Origin of the sequence: Shewanella sp. 10N.286.48.B5, from assembly GCF_002874355.2 — a bacterium.
GTDB lineage: Bacteria > Pseudomonadota > Gammaproteobacteria > Enterobacterales > Shewanellaceae > Shewanella.
In genome coordinates this window covers 2,434,390-2,452,727 of sequence record NZ_MCVG02000001.1, presented here as the reverse complement: position 1 = coordinate 2,452,727, position 18,338 = coordinate 2,434,390, and the positions used below count along the sequence as shown (strand labels likewise).

The following is an 18,338-nucleotide window of genomic DNA, read 5'->3' as shown; positions in this document are numbered from 1 at the left end:
CAAAGTATGGCGACACAGAAATACAACACAGGCATTTTTACAAACCTAAAAACAGCTACGTTGGAATGTGCTACGACCTAAGGCCAACACTTAACGCGAATAGCGCTATAAAGATGCCTTATTGCTTTCGCATCAGTAAATACATTGCCGCACTAAGCAGTAGCATGGCAATGGTTGTATAAATCCAGTTAACATCGATATTGCCACCTGTCATTAATACAAACACCGGGATTAGAAAAATATAAGCTGAAACTTGTTGCGGTGCTAATTTTACACTGGCTTTTTGAAACAGGAAAAAGCTAATCGCAGTGGCAAAAACAGCAAGGTATAAGCACGCCAACCAAGCATTGCCAGAGACCTGTTGCCAGTTGAAGTCGATTATCTGTGGGGTTAAACAAACCGATAATATAATCGCGGCAGCGATTAGGCTCCAGCCAGTAAATACCATAAAGTTCTCTTGTCGATAGCAGGCTTTTATGACCAGAGGATTAGCTGCCATAGCAATGCAGCCCAGCATAAACAGACTGTAACCTGTGTTCCATTCAAAATCCAAGTTAGCATTCGATTGCTGCAGGACTAAAAAAAGTGACGCACTAAAGCCGACAATAAGTGCTAACCAATGGCTTAACTTACCCACCTTTCTATAAATTAGCATGGTTAATACAGCCGTAATTAACGGCAGCGCAGTGGAGAGTGCACTGGTGGCAAAGGCCGAGGTTTTAGTTAAGGCACTAAACATGGCAGAAAAATAACCCAGTGCGGGCAAGGATACTAAGGCATAACGCAATAGGCTTTTAGCGCTAGGTAAATTAAAGCGCCGAGTAACAATTAATAGGACCACAAATAATGAGGCAGCAATAACGTATCTAAGCCAAGTGGCAATCATTGGTGGAACCTCAAGCATTAATTGCTTGCCTACAGGAAAAGTCATCGCAATGATGAAGGTGAAAAATAGCATTTGGATATGGGGACGCGCCGACTTAAACATATGTAAACCTTAAATGAAAAAAGGGGCGAAAACTCGACCCTTTAGTGTTAATTCTAGCGACTTTTTCACATCGTGCTTTTTAAATAGCGACTTTGCTCTATGGGAATTAATGCTCCCTTTGAACGCTTTGTTGCCAAAACTGCTTCGACAAGTTGGCCGTTTTATTGGATAAACGAGTCATTTGCTCACATTTGATTTTAGCTTGGTCTGTTTGCGCTAAGCTGGTATTGGATAACTCATTAATCACCACGATGGATTGACTGATATCTTCGGCTACCGAGGCTTGTTGGCTCATGGCGGTGGCATTCATTTCTGCCATCGCCTGAATATTATCTAACGAGGCGCGTAACTGATCAAAAGCGCTATCGGCATCCTCTGCTAATTTCACTGAAAGATCTGCTTGTGCCTGACCTGCATCCATAGCTTTAGCTGCGCTTTGGGTACTTTGCTGAAAATTGCTCACAATGCTACCAATTTGAGTGGTGGACTCAGTAGTTCGCATCGACAATTGACGCACCTCATCAGCCACTACGGCAAAACCTCGACCAGATTCCCCCGCTCGAGCCGCTTCAATGGCGGCGTTAAGCGCCAACAAATTAGTTTGCTCAGCAATGCCTTTTATCTCACTAAGTACTGTTGAAATAGCATGGCTGTCATGTTCAATTGATTCAACAATGGTTGAGAAATGGGTCACTTCTTGTCTTAACTTACTAATGGCAGCAACTACATTCACCATACGTTCCTGACCTAATGTGGAAGCGTTATGACTACGGGTAATTTCTTGAGCTGTGTTATTGGTGTTATCACTGACTTCAGTAAAGCTGGTGGTCATTTCCTCCATGGCTGTGGCGACCTGAGTAGTTTGCTGGCATTGGCTTTGAGCACGCTCACGCGTATCAATAATAGTCTGATTAAGTTGCTCACTTTGTTCACTAATTGATGTGGCTGAATCAGCCATGCGGCCAACGACGCCACCGGTTTCAGTGATTAAGTAATTTAATGCTAAATCGATTTTGCTTATGTCAGTTCGGCTACCGGTTAAAATGCCGCAGGCAATGGGGTCGTCAATAATGGTAGTGGCTTTAACCATTAACGCTTTCAAGGGGTGGCAAAGGTAGTTTATGCCTAGTGCTGCGACAATAGTGCAGATTGTCGCGGCCGCAATGCTAAGGGCTGGAGTTGAAATCATGCTGGTGGCAATTGTGCTGATTAACAAGATAAACATTGCCCATAAACTTAGCTTGCCGACAAAACTCATGATGGGACTAGCGAGTTCTTTTGGCGCTATGCCATCATTGAGTTGCTGATAAACCTTTTCTGCAGTCGCAATTTGGGCTTTGGTTGCTTTACGACGAATTGACTGAAATTCATGTATTTCACCATTTTCATATACTGGCGAGATATAGGCATTAACCCAGTAGTATTTACCGCTTTTAGTACGGTTTTTGACGATACCAACCCAAGGTTTTCCGGAGTTAATACATTGCCACATAGACTCGAATGCTTGGGGCGGCATATCTGGATGGCGAACAATATTATGGGGCTGCCCATGTAATTCATCTGCGCTAAATTCTGAGATGTTGATGAACTCTTGATTGGCGTATTTAATGTTTCCTTTAAGGTCGGTGGTCGACAACAGAATGCAGTTGTTGGTGAGTGCTCGCTCACTATTTATAATAGGTTGATTTATACGCATGGTAACCATTAGAGGATATAAAAGTGGCTACATTTTGCCTGAGCTGCATTATGGATAAATTGATAGCGGTCAAGTATTTATGATCTATTGTTAAGATTTAAATATTAGCATTTCAATATGTTAACTTTAAAATTAATCTGTTTCACCGTGTCTTATTATTACAAGGGCAAAATGACCAAGTGAGATAAAACAGCTAAGCAGCCAAAAGGGGGAATTACTTTCCTCAGGTCTTTTGTCATTCCCTAATTTGTTGCTTAGACCGAATTTTGCAATAAATAGATTAACAATTTAAAGCTTCAGAAATCACTATTGCTTATCAAGATAATCAACCACGGCCTCAGTGCGATTTTCTGCATGTTCGATTAACTCATCAATAGCGCGATAGAAGTCACTTGAGCTTTCTAAGAATGAATAACCTGACAATTCAGTGGTGGCATAGGGCTCAATTAATGCTGAGTAACTGTTGTAGATCGCCTGCATTTTATTCGTTTCATAGGCATCATTAATTACAGTGAGTAAATATTGGTTATAGGTATCGCGATAAGTGTCATCGGCATAAATTTTAGCAATCAGTGGCCAGCTGTTTGAATTAATATCGGCAAAATCTAACGCTAGAGCGCCGCCCATTTTGCCATCTTGTAAGGCTTCATTATTGTCCCATGGGATCCAGGTGAGTTTTGCGGTATCTGGGTCGTTGTATAAGTAAAAATTATGCGGCATTAGGCCATAGGTGTCCCAGTTTTGAATCACCCCGTTTACGGCTAAATACTTAAGGAACACATCCACATCAAATACCGCTTCAAGGTTTGCGCGCCAGGTTTGTGGGTCAGTGCTGGCAGTATCGTCATGTAAGGCGTCAAATAATGCGAGGATATCTGACCAATCCTCATCATCTTCATTGGTTTTCTTCTCAAAGTTGTCTTGGCTAAATGTGCCTTCAATAAACATGGCACCATCATCTTCTGGTTTATATAGGTTGCCATCATCGCTAGCAAACTGGCTATCAATCACAGTATCGTCGACTTCTTCAACCAGCGTATATAAGCCAAAATATTCAGGGCCGTCACCATGATCAACATACAAGGTGTAAAAAGCGGTATGTGATACTGCAAGGCCCGCATCTTTAAAGACATCAGCAGCGACTTTTTCACGTAAAAGTGACTCATCATCATAGTTATTTTTCAGGCTTAACTTTTTGAAACCATAAAAGCGTTGGTTATCGATTTGGGGGTAATCATCTTCAAATTCATCAAAATCTAACTTAAACGACAACTTAAGCACGCCGTTCTGCCAGCTTGATTGCAACGACGAGTTACCTTTAAAGCGGATCCCAACGCGATACCATTGCTTGCCTTCATAATAGATATCCGCAGGCACCATTATTGGGTTTTCATCGCTATCTAGAAGACTATTAGAACCTGAAGATGTGCCAAAACTGCCGTAGGTGTTCGTCATATCATCGAGCATGCTATTCCAGCGGTCTTCGGTAACCACAAAATCTAAGCGTTTGACTTCAGTATCACTGAATACTTCTTCAAAATTAGGATCGACATTTTTACTGTGAGTCTCATCAGTCCAATCAATGGTCTCAAAATCTGTGTCACTGTAATCCTCTTCTGGAATGATAATGCCAGTTTCAGGTGTGGTGTCTTCGGGCTCTGTGGTTTCGTCGTTACCGCTGCAACCTGAAAGTAATAAACCACAGCTAAGGCTTGCGAGTAATAAAAACTTTAAGGGGATCCCGGTTAATCGAGTCGATGAAAAGCAAGCAATATTGAGCATAAGAAACTCCTGATGATGATACTTGTTGTTAACACAAGGTTGTTGTCAGGTTAGGGTAATCAATTAAAGTGCAGAACTGGTGCAGAAAGGGTGGAACAAAGCAGTAGTTTTATTGAACTGTCTTGATTGAACCGCCTTGATGGCACCATTTTGTTGGTCGTTAGTGAAGCAGCGCAGTCAATCGCTACAATCACCTATGGATTTAGGGGGCTGAAAGCGGTTAAAACGATGGGACTGTATTATTAACCTAGTGCTTACTCGTTGTCAGTTAAGACTATACGTGGTCAGTTAAGACTAGGCGTGGTCAGTAGAAACTCTAGCGACAATATCTGCAGTGGTACCGGTTTCAGCCAGCTTTGGGAATATAGAGTTAACGCTATTGTTATGAACATCCATATTAAAATCAGTAATGGCATCTGTAGCGATGGTGACATTGTAGCCCAGCTCAAATGCTTGTCTTGCGGTTGACTCTACTCCCATGGTGGTGGCGATACCACTAATGACTACTTGGGTGGCTTTTAATGATGCTAAGTACTTATGCAGCTCAGTTGAAGCAAAAGCGCCCCAAGTGTTTTTGGTTAACTGTAAATCCTCTTGCTGAGGTTGTAACTCATCAATCAAGTGGCTCCAATTTTCTGGTTTTTGTTGCTGCACTCTGACTTGTTCGGTGCGCCCAGGAGCGATGCCATCAACATTAACTAATACAATGGGCAAACTGGCATAGCGAAATAACGACACTAACTTACAACTATTCTCGATAATACCTTCGATGGGATGACAAGTATCTAATGTCACCAGCCCTTGTTGTAAATCGATTACGATCAAGGCTGTTTGGGTATCAATGGTGGTAATACTCATAACGATAGCTCCTAGTTGTTAAGCGGCTTGGACTGACGAGGATCAAATACACCCAATATACCATCATAGCTTAACGGACAAGGGCTAGCATCACTGAGTCGGCAGTATCGTTGGTTTTTGGTGATAAATGACAGCAGTAACGGAAAATAACTTTACTTGGGATAAGGATGATTTTGCTGCTAACTCAAAGCCATGAATAATAACTGCTTGAATTACCACCTAGAAGCACGTAATACTCTTGTTAGCATGTTTATTGTTCAATCCGATATGGAGCATCGATTTTGGAGCATATAGTTTGGAATTTAGACCCTGTTATGTTGTCGTTTATGGGGCTAAAAATTCATTGGTACGGCGTGTTGTTTGCCACCGCCATTATCAGTGGTTTTTTGGTTATGAGGCGCATTTATGTGCTTGAAGAGCTTGATCTCGAGTCACTGGATGATTTAGTCATATATTGCGTAGTTGGCATTGTTGTAGGTGCGCGATTAGGGCACGTGTTATTTTATGAGCCAGGCTATTACTTTGCCAACCCTTTAAAAATATTTGCCATTTGGAAAGGCGGGCTTGCCAGTCACGGCGGCACGGTCGGCGTGTTATTAGCCATGTACCTTTATAAACGCAAGGTACAGTTACCGTTTTTATTCTTGATGGATCGCATTGCCATTGCTACGGGGATTTTCTGCTTTTTTGTCCGTATGGCCAACTTTACCAATTCAGAAATTGTCGGGGTGCCAACAGATAAACCTTGGGGAATAATTTTCCAGCGTATTGATATGCTGCCACGTCATCCGGCGCAATTATATGAAGCAATCACCTATTTAGGGCTATTTATTCTAATGTGGCTGCTATATCGCTTTACTGAGATAAAACAAAAACAAGGGGCATTATTAGGGCTATTTCTAGCGTTGGTTTATGGCTCACGTTATTTAATTGAATTTGTAAAAGTAAGACAGGCTGACTTTGCCCAAGATTGGAGTATGAGTGTAGGGCAAATGCTTAGCGTGCCATTTGTGCTATTGGGGCTAGGGTTAGTGGTTATGGCTTATATGAAAAAGCTGCCAGATGCTTCAGTCAGTTAGCTTTCAGCGATAAAAAAATGCCAGCGATTATATCGCTGGCATTTTTCAAAAAGGGATAGATATTTTGGTGCTGCAAAATGCTAAGCGCTCACTTGAGCTTAATCGCGCAAGGTCCTACTGCGTTTCTTAAGGGGACTAGCTTTTCATTGGCCAAGAGATCTTCTTACTACCGTAGTAGCCAAGCAGCATACTGGCCATGAACCAGTAAATCGCCGACTCACCGCGTAACAAACTTGCCACCGCAGGTCCTGGGCAAATGCCTACCATTCCCCAGCCAAGACCAAAAATAACTGAGCCAATAATTAACTTAGGTGTAAGCCCCTGTGGCGTCGTTGGCATTTCATCGCCATTAACGGCATGAGTACGGGGTTTGATTAAAAAATGATAACTTGGCAAAAATACCAATAGTGCGCCACCAATAACAAACGCTAAGCTGCCATCCCAATTGCCGGTGACATCCAAAAAATTAAGCACCTTGTAAGGGTTTACCATTTGCGAAATATTCATACCTAAGCCAAATAACAGCCCGGTGATTAACCCTACTAAGACCTTAAACATGCACACCTCCAGACAACCACACTACTAACGCCGCACTTAACATAAATATCACAGTGGCAATCATTGAGCGCATTGATAGGCGACCTATGCCGCAAATACCATGGCCGCTAGTGCAGCCATTAGCGAGTTGGGTACCAATACCGACAGCTAACCCGCCAACTAATAACCAAGTTAATGAATAGTCAGGTAAAGCGGCAGTGTGAAGGCCCATTAAAGGGTCAAACAATAAACTGGCAGCCATGGCGATAACAAAAGCCACTCGCCATGCTCTGTCTTTGTTGTTAGCGCCAAAAATGCCGCCTAAAATGCCACTGATCCCGGCTGTTTTGCCACTCAATAGCATGAGCATGGTTACCGAAAGGCCTAATAGCATTCCGCCAAATAAGGCACTCCAAGGGGTGAATTCTGTCATTCAACACTCCAATATAATTTAACGGCTGTAACACCTAATTGTCAGTGTGGTAACAATTAACGCTATCGCGCAGCATTAATTTCACACAAGCCATTGTTAAAGCAAGGTTTTAGAGCAGTATACAAGAGCGGGTATATTAATAAAATCTAATCTTATGAAATTTTGTTTAACTAGTTGTGCATTAGAAAAAACTTATGGATAATGTGTTTTATTCAATATGTGGACTATATAGAACGATGAATAAAAAGTATGGCAGACGACATCGTCGCAAAACACTAAGTTGCCATTACAGTTATTTCAGTTCAGCAATCGGTTGTAACGGGAGAGAGTCATGTCAAAAATTTTAATTATCGGTGGTGTAGCGGGTGGCGGATCAGCTGCAGCGCGTGCTCGTCGTCTTAGTGAAGATGCTGAAATCATCATGTTTGAACGAGGCGAGTTCGTATCGTTCGCCAATTGTGGTTTGCCTTACCATATTGGTGGTGACATCAAAGATAGAAGCAAGCTATTGCTACAAACGCCAGAAAGTTTCTTGGCACGCTTTAACGTTGATGTTCGCGTCATGAATGAAGTAACTGCAATCAATAGCGTAACTAAGTCGGTCACGGTAAAAGATTTGATCAGTGGCAATGAATACACTGAAACTTATGACAAGCTGTTACTTAGCCCAGGTGCTGGCCCCATTGTTCCGCCTATTGCTGGCATTGATAATCCGCTGACGCACTCGTTACGCAATATCCCAGATATGGATCGCATTCTTAATACCATCAAAACCAATAAACCCGAGCACGCAACAGTGGTTGGCGGTGGCTTTATTGGGTTAGAAATGATGGAAGCGTTTCATCAACTAGGGATAAAAACCACTTTAATTGAAATGGCCGAGCAGGTGATGACTCCTGTTGATCGTGAAATGGCAGGATTTGCTCATGCTGAAATTCGCCAGCAAGGTGTGGATTTAAAACTTGGAGTAGCACTTGAAGCTGTTGAGTTTACTCCTTGCGATCATATCTTAAGTATTGAGTCGGGCGAAAATGAAGCCCACCAACACAAGCAAGGTAAGTTAAGCCTTAGCCTTAATAATGGTGAGTCCTTAGAGACTGATATTCTTATTATGGCCATTGGTGTTCGACCTGAAACCAAACTTGCTAAAGAAGCGGGTTTAAAAATTGGCGATTTAGGCGGTATTTATACCAATGAAAACATGCAAACCAGTGATCCAGATATTTATGCCGTTGGTGATGCAGTAGAAGACAAAGACTTTGTGACTGGTAAGCAAACCTTAGTGCCGCTAGCAGGGCCAGCTAACCGCCAAGGGCGTATGGCAGCAGATAATATGCTTGGCCGCAATGAAACCTATAAGGGTACACAAGGCACCGCAATTTGTAAGATTTTTGACCTTGCAGTTGCTTCAACAGGTCAAAATGAAAAGCAATTAAAGCGTGATGGCGTTGAATACCAAAAAGTGTATGTGCATACCGCAAGCCATGCAAGCTACTACCCAGGCGCAGAAATTGTCTCGTTTAAAATGCTATTTGACCCTAAAACAGGCAAGATTTTTGGCGCTCAAGCAGTGGGCAAAGATGGGGTCGATAAACGTATTGATGTGATGGCGGTTGCCCAACGTGCCGGTATGACAGTTGAACAGCTACAAGACCTTGAACTGACCTATGCACCGCCTTATGGCAGCGCTAAAGATGTCATCAACCAAGCGGCATTTGTAGCCAATAACCTTATCAAAGGTGATGCAAGCGCGATACATTTTGAAGAAATGGATGATTTATCGGCAGATCAACTATTGTTAGATGTCCGTAACCCAGGCGAGCTTGAAGCGGGTGGCTGTATCGCTGGCGCGATTAATATCCCTGTAGATCAACTGCGTCAACGCATGAGCGAATTACCAAAAGACAAAGAAATCGTCATTTATTGTCAAGTAGGCCTGCGCGGTAACGTCGCTTATCGTCAGCTGGTGAATAACGGCTTTAAAGCCCGAAACCTTATCGGCGGTTACCGCACCTATAAGTTTGCTAAAGCATAAAAGCTTTTTTTAATTTTTAGTTGTTATTAAAAAAGCCTGCAGTAATTTGCAGGCTTTTTTTTAAGTTAACTGTCCCGTCCTGAGATAAGTTGAATATGCTTTTATTTCTAATTAGTTATTGTGCTCAGTAATTCAATGGCTAAAACTTTAGTATTGAAATTCAACTTAATCATTTAAATTTACCACTTGTAAGCTGAATTAGCTTATTTTAAAGGCTGTAGGTTACGGCTTATAGCTGTAGCAAGCTAAATAATGTATGTGAGCCTAGAAGATAATAACTGCGACACCCCATGGTGAAAGTACCTTGAGAACAAGGAGGTGGCTACATACTTTTAAACCTTAGGTAAACATGATGAATTACTCAAAGTTATGTCCATGCTGTAAAGAAGAAACCGTTTTTTATAAGATTCATCGTACTTTTTGGGAAAGAAACTTTAAGTATAAAGAGTGGGATAAGCTATGTTGTCACGCTTGTGAATCTATTTTTTTTATTAATAAAGTACACCCACAGCAACATAAAATAGTGTTGAATACTGTACTTAAATCACATTGAATTTTTAAAACATTAATTTAAACAACAAGGATAATTGTGCGTTTTTGACAATTATCAGTTACTTCAAATCATGGCTTTTAATAAAGTTAATTATTATAAGCGAATGGACTACAGCCTTAGATTCGTCATTTGATGGATATGAATACACAAATGTCACAGCTGTGCTTACACGAAAGGTTGACCTTTCACATCCATGTGATCGTGATATTTGTATCTTATACTGCCCCTACGGCAGGTAATTGGGGCTTAAATGCAATCCCCAACTCCAGCCAGATGTTAAAACCTAAAAAAACCAACAAAAAAGGCATCTTTCGATGCCTTTTCTTTTTAGCTTTAAACCCGAAATAACTAAAGGTTATTTCAACAACGCCACTGCTTCCATATCCAGTTCTATATCAGTACAACCTTTGGCACAATATATTCCTGGTGCTTTGTCTGTCGGCTTCGCCTTTTTAGTATTAGGCGGTAATTGCAGCGTGAGCGGTTTTTTACATTCACTGCATTCTGCGCTGTTGCCTTTCAGCATGCGCTTTATCAAGTTCTTTTGTTGGATAAATGACTCTTGTGTGGTGCCATTTACCGCTGAAAAATCCAGTTTTTGTGTTTCGCTCATTACCGCTACCTATATGAAAATTGTCTTAGCTTGATTACAGCACTTAATCACTTGACCTGATCAAGCGGGCTCCAACGTTGTAATGCTACTGGTATTGCTACGCCTTGGGCGGTCAGTAGATTAATACGTGCTTGATAAGCTGCGCCGTGCATCAAGTGTTTTGCTAAGTCTACCGCATTTCGCTGGGTATAATCATCTAAATAGCTGCCTTTTGCCCATTCATTGAACGCGCCAAGTGCTGGACCTGCCCAAATTTGGTAATCCATTTCACGGCCAACTTCACCTGAATTCGACCAGCGACTTGAAAGGCCAAGGTACCAACGGAAAATAAGCGCCATTTTACGTTTTGGATTACCTTGTGCGCGTTCGATTTGCTTAGGATCGCGTTCGTTAAAATGCGCCACTGTTCCTGCCCAAATCTCATCAAGGCTTGAACGGAATACTTGTTTTTCAAGTTTTTCACGCTCCTCTGCTGGAATCGCTTCAATTGACTCATAACGGCTATAAATCTCATAAAGCTTGTTCGCGCGCATCGGGAATAACGTGCCGCGTTTAACCACTTGCAGTTTCACGCCCATTTCGAACATGTCCGCAGCGGGTGCCATGGTCACGTCAGCCATTTCAGTGGTGGCAAGCAGTTTACGAGTATGTTCACTGGCGCCTGCTTCAACACACGCTTGGTTGATAGAGCCGGTAACAATATAAGCTGCGCCCATATTGAAGGTCGCCAGCGCGGCATCAGGGGTACCCACGCCGCCACCACAACCGACACGAATAGGCGGGTTGTAGTTGTATTCAGCTTGTACCTTGTCTTTTAAGGCCAAGATAGTCGGCAGTAACGTCACTAAAGGTCGGTTATCGGTATGACCGCCAGAGTCAGCTTCTGCAGTAATATCATCAGCCATAGGAACAAGCTGAGCTAGCTCCATTTGCTCGGGGGTGATTAAGCCTTCATCAACCAATTTTTGCAGTATTTTAACTGGCGCAGGTTGCATGAACTTAATCGCGACTTCGGTGCGGCTCACTTTGGCGATAACTTTGTTAGCAACAACCACATTGCCGCTAGCATCACGGCTTAAACCTGCCGCGCGGTAGTAAACAATTTGCGGTGTTAAGCCTAAGAAAGCCGATGCTTCAACGGTGCGTACTTTATGTTTTAAAAATAACTCAACGCTACCACGCTCAAGGGCTGGCTCGCTTGGGCTGTGAATTAAGTTAAACATGTATGGGCCGTTTGGCAGCGCCGCTTGAATGCGGTTAATGGCTTGCTCTACCCGTGAAGGAATTAAGCCCGCAGCGCCAAACGAACATAAGATGCCCGCTTGACCGAGGGCGATAACTAATTCTTCAGATGATATACCATTAGCCATTGCGCCAGCATAGTATGCGTATTTAACCCCGTGTACACGGCGGAAGTTACTATCGCCTAAGCTCTGGGTGCCAAGTGCGGGTGCAAAAGCGCTGACAGGTAAGTCTTGGCCGCTGCTAATGCTTTCTGTGACCACTTGGGCTTTTTGAGAAACCCCTAAGCCTTTTTCAGGATGGCTCACCAAGTAACAAGCTTGGGAAAGCTCTTTTAATTTATTACCGATAGCGGCAGGGTCAAAGCTGGCATCACTTGGGGCAACTTGCCAAGGCCATGGAGATAGCTTTTCGTTTTGAGTGCTAATTGTCATTATTAATCCTTATGCCTCTTCGATACAGATTGCGATATCTTTTACTTCGTAAATTCTTAAGCCATCTTTGCTTAAGTTTGCGTCACCAATAATGATGCGCTTGCCGTTTTCATCTTTCACGGCGCTGATATGCACGTCTAATGACATTTGCTTGTTCAGCGGGTTAATTTGACCGCGATACTTCCACTTTATGTCAGATAAAATCTGGCCAAACTTCGGATTGGTAAAGCCTTTACCTAAGTCTTTACTGATGGCGTAAGTTTGCATTAACTCGATAATAGCTTCAACGCCTAATGAGCCAGGCATAACCGGATCTTGATGAAAATGGAACTGGAAGAACCAATCGCTTGGGTCAATGGTGCGTGAACCCGATAGGTAACCTAGACCATTTTTACCGCCTTTATCAACGATTTCAGCTTTGTCGATAAAGTTAAGCTGACCGCCAGCTAAGCGATAATGTGGCTGGTTAGCAGGGGCGTGGAATACTCGCGACTGCTTATCGAGTAAATCGACAGTAATATCAGCGGCGACATTATTATCAATATGCCAAGGATGAGTAATACGGCCGTTATCAATCCCTAATTGGTTTTTAAGGGCGTCGCCTTTAAAGTAACCAAATACTGCGCTGCCTTTATAAAATGGCTCGCCATCAACACTTAATTCAAAGGTAAAGCTTTGAATGATGTTACTACCTGCAATCACGGTGGATAATAACTTTGAGTCATTGACGATAGTTTTACCGCGTAAATCAACATCACGTAATAGCTCACCGCTACCATCTAGGTTACGGAAGAATAACTCTTGGCCCGGGAAACCTAGTGTGGTGCCCATATAGCCTGAGATAAAGCCGTTAGGTTGCAGAGAAATTTCCATTAATACCGAGTAAGGCATCACTGAAGCGTGGCTGTTTTTTGTAAAGTACCAAGCGTCTGCAGGCACTTCGTATTCAGCGATACACGATGACGGCTTTTTAAGTTCGCCACGTTTACCTTGAATATCGACCACTCGCGTAGTGAGCTGCAAATCGCCACATGGGGTACGTGGTGGTATAAAGCCGCGGTAAATGCTGAAGTCTGGGCCAAAACAGTTTTCAATGTTGCCGGTTGCAAATTCGAACATGTGGTATGGCGTAAATGGTAGCGTATCAGGGCTGCGGTTTGGGTAATCAGGAATAAGCGGCGCTTCAACATGTTGCAGCGGAATCACGCCTTTATTGGTTGCTGCAGATAGGTCAGGTATTTGTGACATTAACGGTGCATTTTTTGATGCTTGGCCGCTAGCTTTACTCGTCTCAGTACTCGAAACAGTCGCAGTGTCGTTAATAACAGTATCGTTAATATATCGCGCGCACTCGCTCTCTTCTTTAAGCATCACACCCAGATTTTGGAAATCAACCACAGCTTTACCGTTAAGCAAAATATCAATATTGGCTTTGGCATATGGGCGAGGGTGAATACCAATCTCAGTCACTTCCATGCGGTAAGTCAGTTCACCGTGTTGTGGCAGAACTTGACCACGACAACGCACTTTTTGCGAGGCATTTTCAAGTGGCTGGAAACGACCATTTTCAACTAAGGTGTGCATACCAATATGCAGCATGAAGAACTGCAGTAATTGACCACAACCTTCAGCCATTAGTGAGCCAGCCATGACTTGGTCGCCCTTAAAGTGACACGGGAAATACCAGTGATCAGGTGCCAGTGTTTTATGACCTTCAATGAAGCCTAAGCCCCATGCGCCGCCATGAACATCTAGATTGCCAACTTGCTCAATCATTAAGAATTTTTCAGAGGCGAAGCATAATGAATCTTGCTTACCTGAAGCCAGTTGATGGTTTTGATGCTCACCCGCAAAACAAGCGCCGATATCGGCGTGCAGTAAGTTATGGATTTGACCATAATCAAACTGGGTTTGAGCGCAATGCAATAATGGCTCAAAACGTGGCTTATTCGGGTTGTTAAACGCATCTTCACGCAGTTTAATTTCATCTTCGGTGCGAATTACGCCTTTACCATCATCAAGTTCTTGGTCAGTAAAGAAGCCTGCACAACCACCGTCCATTTTCAGGATCATCTTATCGCCAACAAAACACTCGTAAGAGAAGAAGAATAATAAGGTGTCGCCATTTTTAGCGAAATTATTAATCTTAATGTCATAACGAAGCGTGTCGCCACCGCGTGGTAAGTCGTCTAAAAAGGTCAGCGTACAATCAAGTAAACGATAAACGCGCTCACCTTTGTTTTCAAAATCAATGCCCAAGTAACTGATCAGCATTAAGTCACATTGACCAGATTCAACCGCTACAGCCCAAGGTATTTGGCCATCAACTAAATAGGGCGCATCAACTGGGATATCATATTCAGTGGTCATTGAACATGGCTTATATTGGTTCATGGTGGCATCTAATTTAGTGACGCGCGAGACCAATAAGTAATCAGTGGTAGGCAGGCGTACGCGGCGTGAGTAGTTATCAATAACAGCGTAATCAGGACCAAATACCTTGGCGATGTCGCCTTCAGCGTATTCAACTAAATCAGCATAATTCCAGATACATGGCTTATCCGCAGGGATAGGCGCGATATACGGTGGCACACTGGCATGGTTAGGGCGAAGTATCGGCGCAACTGCAACTGGCTGAGCTAGCACGTTTACTGCTTGAGTCGGGGCGCTTTGTACTGGTAAAGCGTACGACTGACCATTGGCCTGCGCAAGTTGCTGCTTCATCAGTGCATCAGCAACTTTCAAACCTTCATTACGGCTTTTTAAGAATGCCAGTTGCGCTTGATGTGCTAACCACTGGTTTTGTTCAAAAGCAGTTAGATGTGCTGGCGGAACTTGTGCTTGAGCTTGTGCAAGCGAAGGTGTTTGCACTGAAGATGCAGGTTCCTGTTTAGCAGGACTGAACTGGGTAGAACGATCTGAAAACGGCATAGGGAACTCTATTATTGTTGATGGTGAATTCACCATCGCTTGTTTAGTCGTTGAAGTATTTTGCTGCTCACTCATTTGAGGTGCTTCAAAATGTCCTCGGCTCGTCATTGCTGTGACAGCAGCAGACGCTAAGGGTTTTATTTGGGCTGTTTTAGCTCGGATGCTATTAATCTCAGCCAGTGGCGCATCGACAATATGTTGGTAAATATCGCGGCCACCAAGGCTAACTTGCTTAACTAAGCTGAGCTTCTTGGCTGTTTGCTGCTGGATATCGATGTCTAAACGCTGCTGACTCGCACCTTGTTGCTGTGAAGTTTGACTCAGCAATAGCTGTGAACATTGGTTTTCACTCAATGTGGCTATGACGGCATGTTGAGGCGCAGCTGATTTACTCGGAAGTGCTAACAAACCATGTAATAAACTGGCGATTCCAGATGCAGCAAAGGTATGGCCAATACAAGATTGAGCAGTAGTGCTTAGGGACTGGCTAAACAACTGCGATAAGGCTTGCGAAGCCTTGATGCTTGACGTGTTTAAACAAGCAGGTGCTTGGTTTAATTCTACTAATTTAATATCCGTACTACTTAATCCAGTTTGAGTCAGCAAGGTATCAGCGATTGAGCCGATTTGTTCACTATAACCAAATTCAAGGCTTTCAATGGTGCCGTAACTGCCAGCAAAGCCAGATTCACTTGTACCTTCATCAGTCATATCTTGATCAGAAAGCGCGCCTAGGGCTTGATGAATCAAGTCCACATTGGAAGCGTTTGCTTTAGTAGCCTGCAATACGATAGCACCAGCACCTTCACCAATTGATAACGACTGACTTGCACTAGTATGAGCACTTAAGTGATCATTAGCACCCGCTTGAGCAAGCGAGGCTGTTTTAAGGACGATATTCTCAATGCTACCTGATAAGTCTACAGCAGCAATAATCACCGCATCTAAAGGCTCTTGGCGAGACTCCATCGCCAGTAGATTTTGCGCCACATCAATACAGCGGTTAACCGATTGCTCACCGGCAGAAATCGTGAAAGCAGGGCCATTGAAGTCCCAAAGTGATGAGATGCGCGATGCCATAATATTACCAATGAAACTGGTATATTGATTTAACTTCGCCGCATCTAACACGCTATCCATCGCAATGGTTTCAAGGGCTTGGTATTCAGACTCTGACAAGTTAACGCCATGAGCTTTAAGACTTGCCGCTATTTGCGTATGCAAGTTAACGCGTCCACGGAATTGATGTAATTCAAGCTCTGTTTCCATGGCGACTAGCACAGCAACCTTACTGCCAGATTCAAGCTTTGCGTCATGAATGGCTTCATCTGCGACTTTCATTAATAGCAATTGTTGCGAGATTAAGCGGTCATCTTCATTTGGCGGCACTTTGAAGCGCAAGAAGTCAAAATCAAACTGATTGATGTACGCACCTTTTGGCGCGGCTTCACCTTCAAGGTTGATCCCAAACTGTGATAATAATTCTGGGTGTTTATCTAAGCCTTTCCAACGTTTTTCTGGCAGGGCTGTAAACGCCGATTGTTTAGCGTCAATGGCTTTAGCAAAGGCATTAATACTTGATAGTGGCCCGAAATGAGCCGCCATACCGGTAATGTGCATTGGCGCTTGGGCATTGATTGTAGAAGCTTGAGTCGTAGAAGCATTAGTCTTCGAATCAATCGTTTGAGCTTTACCTTGATAAGACTCAATTAATAAATGCGCGTTACAACCACCAAATCCAAATACCGAGACTCCCGCATGGCGAGCATTATTCCCTGCCTTATCAGGCCAAGGCAGTACATCACTTGGCAAGTTAGTGTTACCAAAAGTACTGTTTGGTGAATTGATGGGTGCGCTGACATTGATACTCGGTGGTAACACGCCTTGGCGCATGGCAAAAATCATTTTCATGATCCCTGGCATACCGGCAGCCGTTAATAAGTGACCTAGATTTGATTTAGCCGAACCAATTAATGGCGTATTAGTGCCATTAAGCTTATCTTCAAAGAAGCGCTCCATTGAGGTCAGTTCAACTTTATCACCTAGTGGGGTTCCCGTTGCATGGCACTCAATCACTTCAATATTGGCAGGGCCAAAGCTTTCATCATGCATAGCCGCATCAGCATAAGCACGTTCAAAGGCTTTTACTTGGCCGTCGCTATTTGGGCTTAGTACAAATTGGCCTTTACCGTCATTAGATAGTCCAATACCGCTCACTAAAGCGTATATATGGTCACCATCACGCTCTGCATCTTCAAGACGTTTTAGCACTAATACGCCAGCACCTTCACCAGCAAACAGACCTTTAGAATTACTATCAAAAGGCGCTGAAATACCATGATCTGGGTAAGCGTGAAATATGGAAAAACCCATATTAATAAAGAATGGGTCGGCACCTGATACAGCGCCCGCTAACATCATGTCAGCTTTACCAGTATGTAAGTAATCACAGGCAAGTTTTAACGAGTAAACTGAACTAGCACAGGCTGCATCAAGGCTTAATTGCGCCGCGCCTAAACCCAGTGCATCAGCAACCAGTTTGGACGCGTTATGGGCAATGGCACCATTTGACAGTGATGCTGGGATTGGTTGTTGATTAAAGCCTTCACTATCAAATGATTGTAAATTGAAGTTGGGTTGCTGCAATTTATGCTGCAAGGCTTTTTCAACTGCGCTGTGATATAGCGGTACAAATAATTCATTTGATTTTGCTGTTGGGAACGACAAGGTTCCCATGACAATACCGGTGCGATTAAGCGTTAGATTGTGCTCAGCATTATTAATATCTACGCCGGCATCAACCAGTGCTTTACGGGCAGTATCGGTAGCCCATAAAAAGCTGTCGTCTAAGCCGCTAAATTGCTGCGCTGGAATTCGGTATCCTTCAGCATTGAAACTGAAGTTTTGAATGTAGCCGCCTTTGTCACAATAAAAACGGTCTGACTCACCTTGTACACCTTGATAATCGGCCGGATTAGCATTCAGTTTTTGACTGCTAATGGTGCTACGAGAATCTTTTTTATCCAGCAGGTTTTGCCAAAATTTAACCGGCGTGTCAGCGTCAGGATATTGGGTGGCTAAGCCGACGACTGCGATTTTAGGGACGCTGCCAGCGTTATTTTTATTAGCATCGCTAGAGGCAATATTTTTCATATTC

Annotated in this window: 11 protein-coding genes; 2 read left to right on the top strand and 9 right to left on the bottom strand. The window is 43.2% G+C overall.

Annotated features, from left to right (window positions below; genetic code table 11):
- Positions 1-118: 118 nt before the first annotated feature.
- The 4 genes from BCU57_RS10440 to BCU57_RS10425 form a co-directional block, all read right to left on the bottom strand.
- A complete protein-coding gene (locus tag BCU57_RS10440) occupies positions 119-988 on the bottom strand; it encodes a DMT family transporter (RefSeq protein WP_102437559.1) in 870 nt (289 codons plus the stop codon).
- A gap of 106 nt (positions 989-1,094) precedes the next feature.
- Positions 1,095-2,684, bottom strand: coding sequence for a methyl-accepting chemotaxis protein (locus tag BCU57_RS10435; RefSeq protein WP_102437599.1), 1,590 nt, complete (start codon positions 2,682-2,684; stop codon positions 1,095-1,097).
- Positions 2,685-2,990: 306 nt separating this feature from the next.
- A complete protein-coding gene (locus BCU57_RS10430; RefSeq protein ID WP_102437557.1) occupies positions 2,991-4,466 on the bottom strand; it encodes a CotH kinase family protein in 1,476 nt (491 codons plus the stop codon).
- Positions 4,467-4,760: 294 nt separating this feature from the next.
- Positions 4,761-5,324, bottom strand: coding sequence for an isochorismatase family cysteine hydrolase (locus BCU57_RS10425; RefSeq protein WP_102437555.1), 564 nt, complete (start codon positions 5,322-5,324; stop codon positions 4,761-4,763).
- Between the two features lie 281 nt (positions 5,325-5,605).
- Between BCU57_RS10425 and lgt the strand changes: the two genes are divergently transcribed.
- Positions 5,606-6,403 (top strand): prolipoprotein diacylglyceryl transferase, encoded by a 798-nt coding sequence (gene lgt, locus BCU57_RS10420; RefSeq protein ID WP_102437553.1) that lies wholly within the window; start codon positions 5,606-5,608, stop codon positions 6,401-6,403.
- A gap of 135 nt (positions 6,404-6,538) precedes the next feature.
- On the opposite strand, the gene BCU57_RS10415 is transcribed toward lgt, so the two are convergent.
- On the bottom strand, positions 6,539-6,961 hold the full coding sequence (locus BCU57_RS10415; protein ID WP_198589356.1) for a YeeE/YedE family protein: 423 nt from the start codon (positions 6,959-6,961) through the stop codon (positions 6,539-6,541).
- Positions 6,954-7,373, bottom strand: a complete 420-nt coding sequence (locus tag BCU57_RS10410; RefSeq protein ID WP_076537249.1) for a YeeE/YedE family protein — start codon at positions 7,371-7,373, stop codon at positions 6,954-6,956. Before BCU57_RS10410 ends, BCU57_RS10415 begins: the two co-directional genes overlap by 8 nt.
- A gap of 331 nt (positions 7,374-7,704) precedes the next feature.
- Between BCU57_RS10410 and BCU57_RS10405 the strand changes: the two genes are divergently transcribed.
- Positions 7,705-9,408 (top strand): FAD-dependent oxidoreductase, encoded by a 1,704-nt coding sequence (locus BCU57_RS10405; protein WP_102437550.1) that lies wholly within the window; start codon positions 7,705-7,707, stop codon positions 9,406-9,408.
- Positions 9,409-10,316: 908 nt separating this feature from the next.
- Here the strand turns inward: BCU57_RS10405 and BCU57_RS10400 are convergent.
- The 3 genes from BCU57_RS10400 to BCU57_RS10390 are packed head-to-tail and all read right to left on the bottom strand — an operon-like array spanning position 10,317 to position 18,334.
- Positions 10,317-10,574, bottom strand: coding sequence for a hypothetical protein (locus BCU57_RS10400; RefSeq protein ID WP_102437548.1), 258 nt, complete (start codon positions 10,572-10,574; stop codon positions 10,317-10,319).
- Between the two features lie 47 nt (positions 10,575-10,621).
- Entirely contained in the window at positions 10,622-12,250 is a 1,629-nt protein-coding gene (pfaD, locus tag BCU57_RS10395) for an eicosapentaenoate synthase subunit PfaD (protein ID WP_102437546.1), read from the bottom strand.
- 9 nt (positions 12,251-12,259) lie between these two features.
- Positions 12,260-18,334 carry a beta-ketoacyl synthase N-terminal-like domain-containing protein gene (locus BCU57_RS10390; RefSeq protein ID WP_102437544.1) on the bottom strand — a complete coding sequence of 2,025 codons (6,075 nt, stop codon included), beginning with the start codon at positions 18,332-18,334 and terminating at the stop codon, positions 12,260-12,262.
- Positions 18,335-18,338 lie beyond the last annotated feature (4 nt).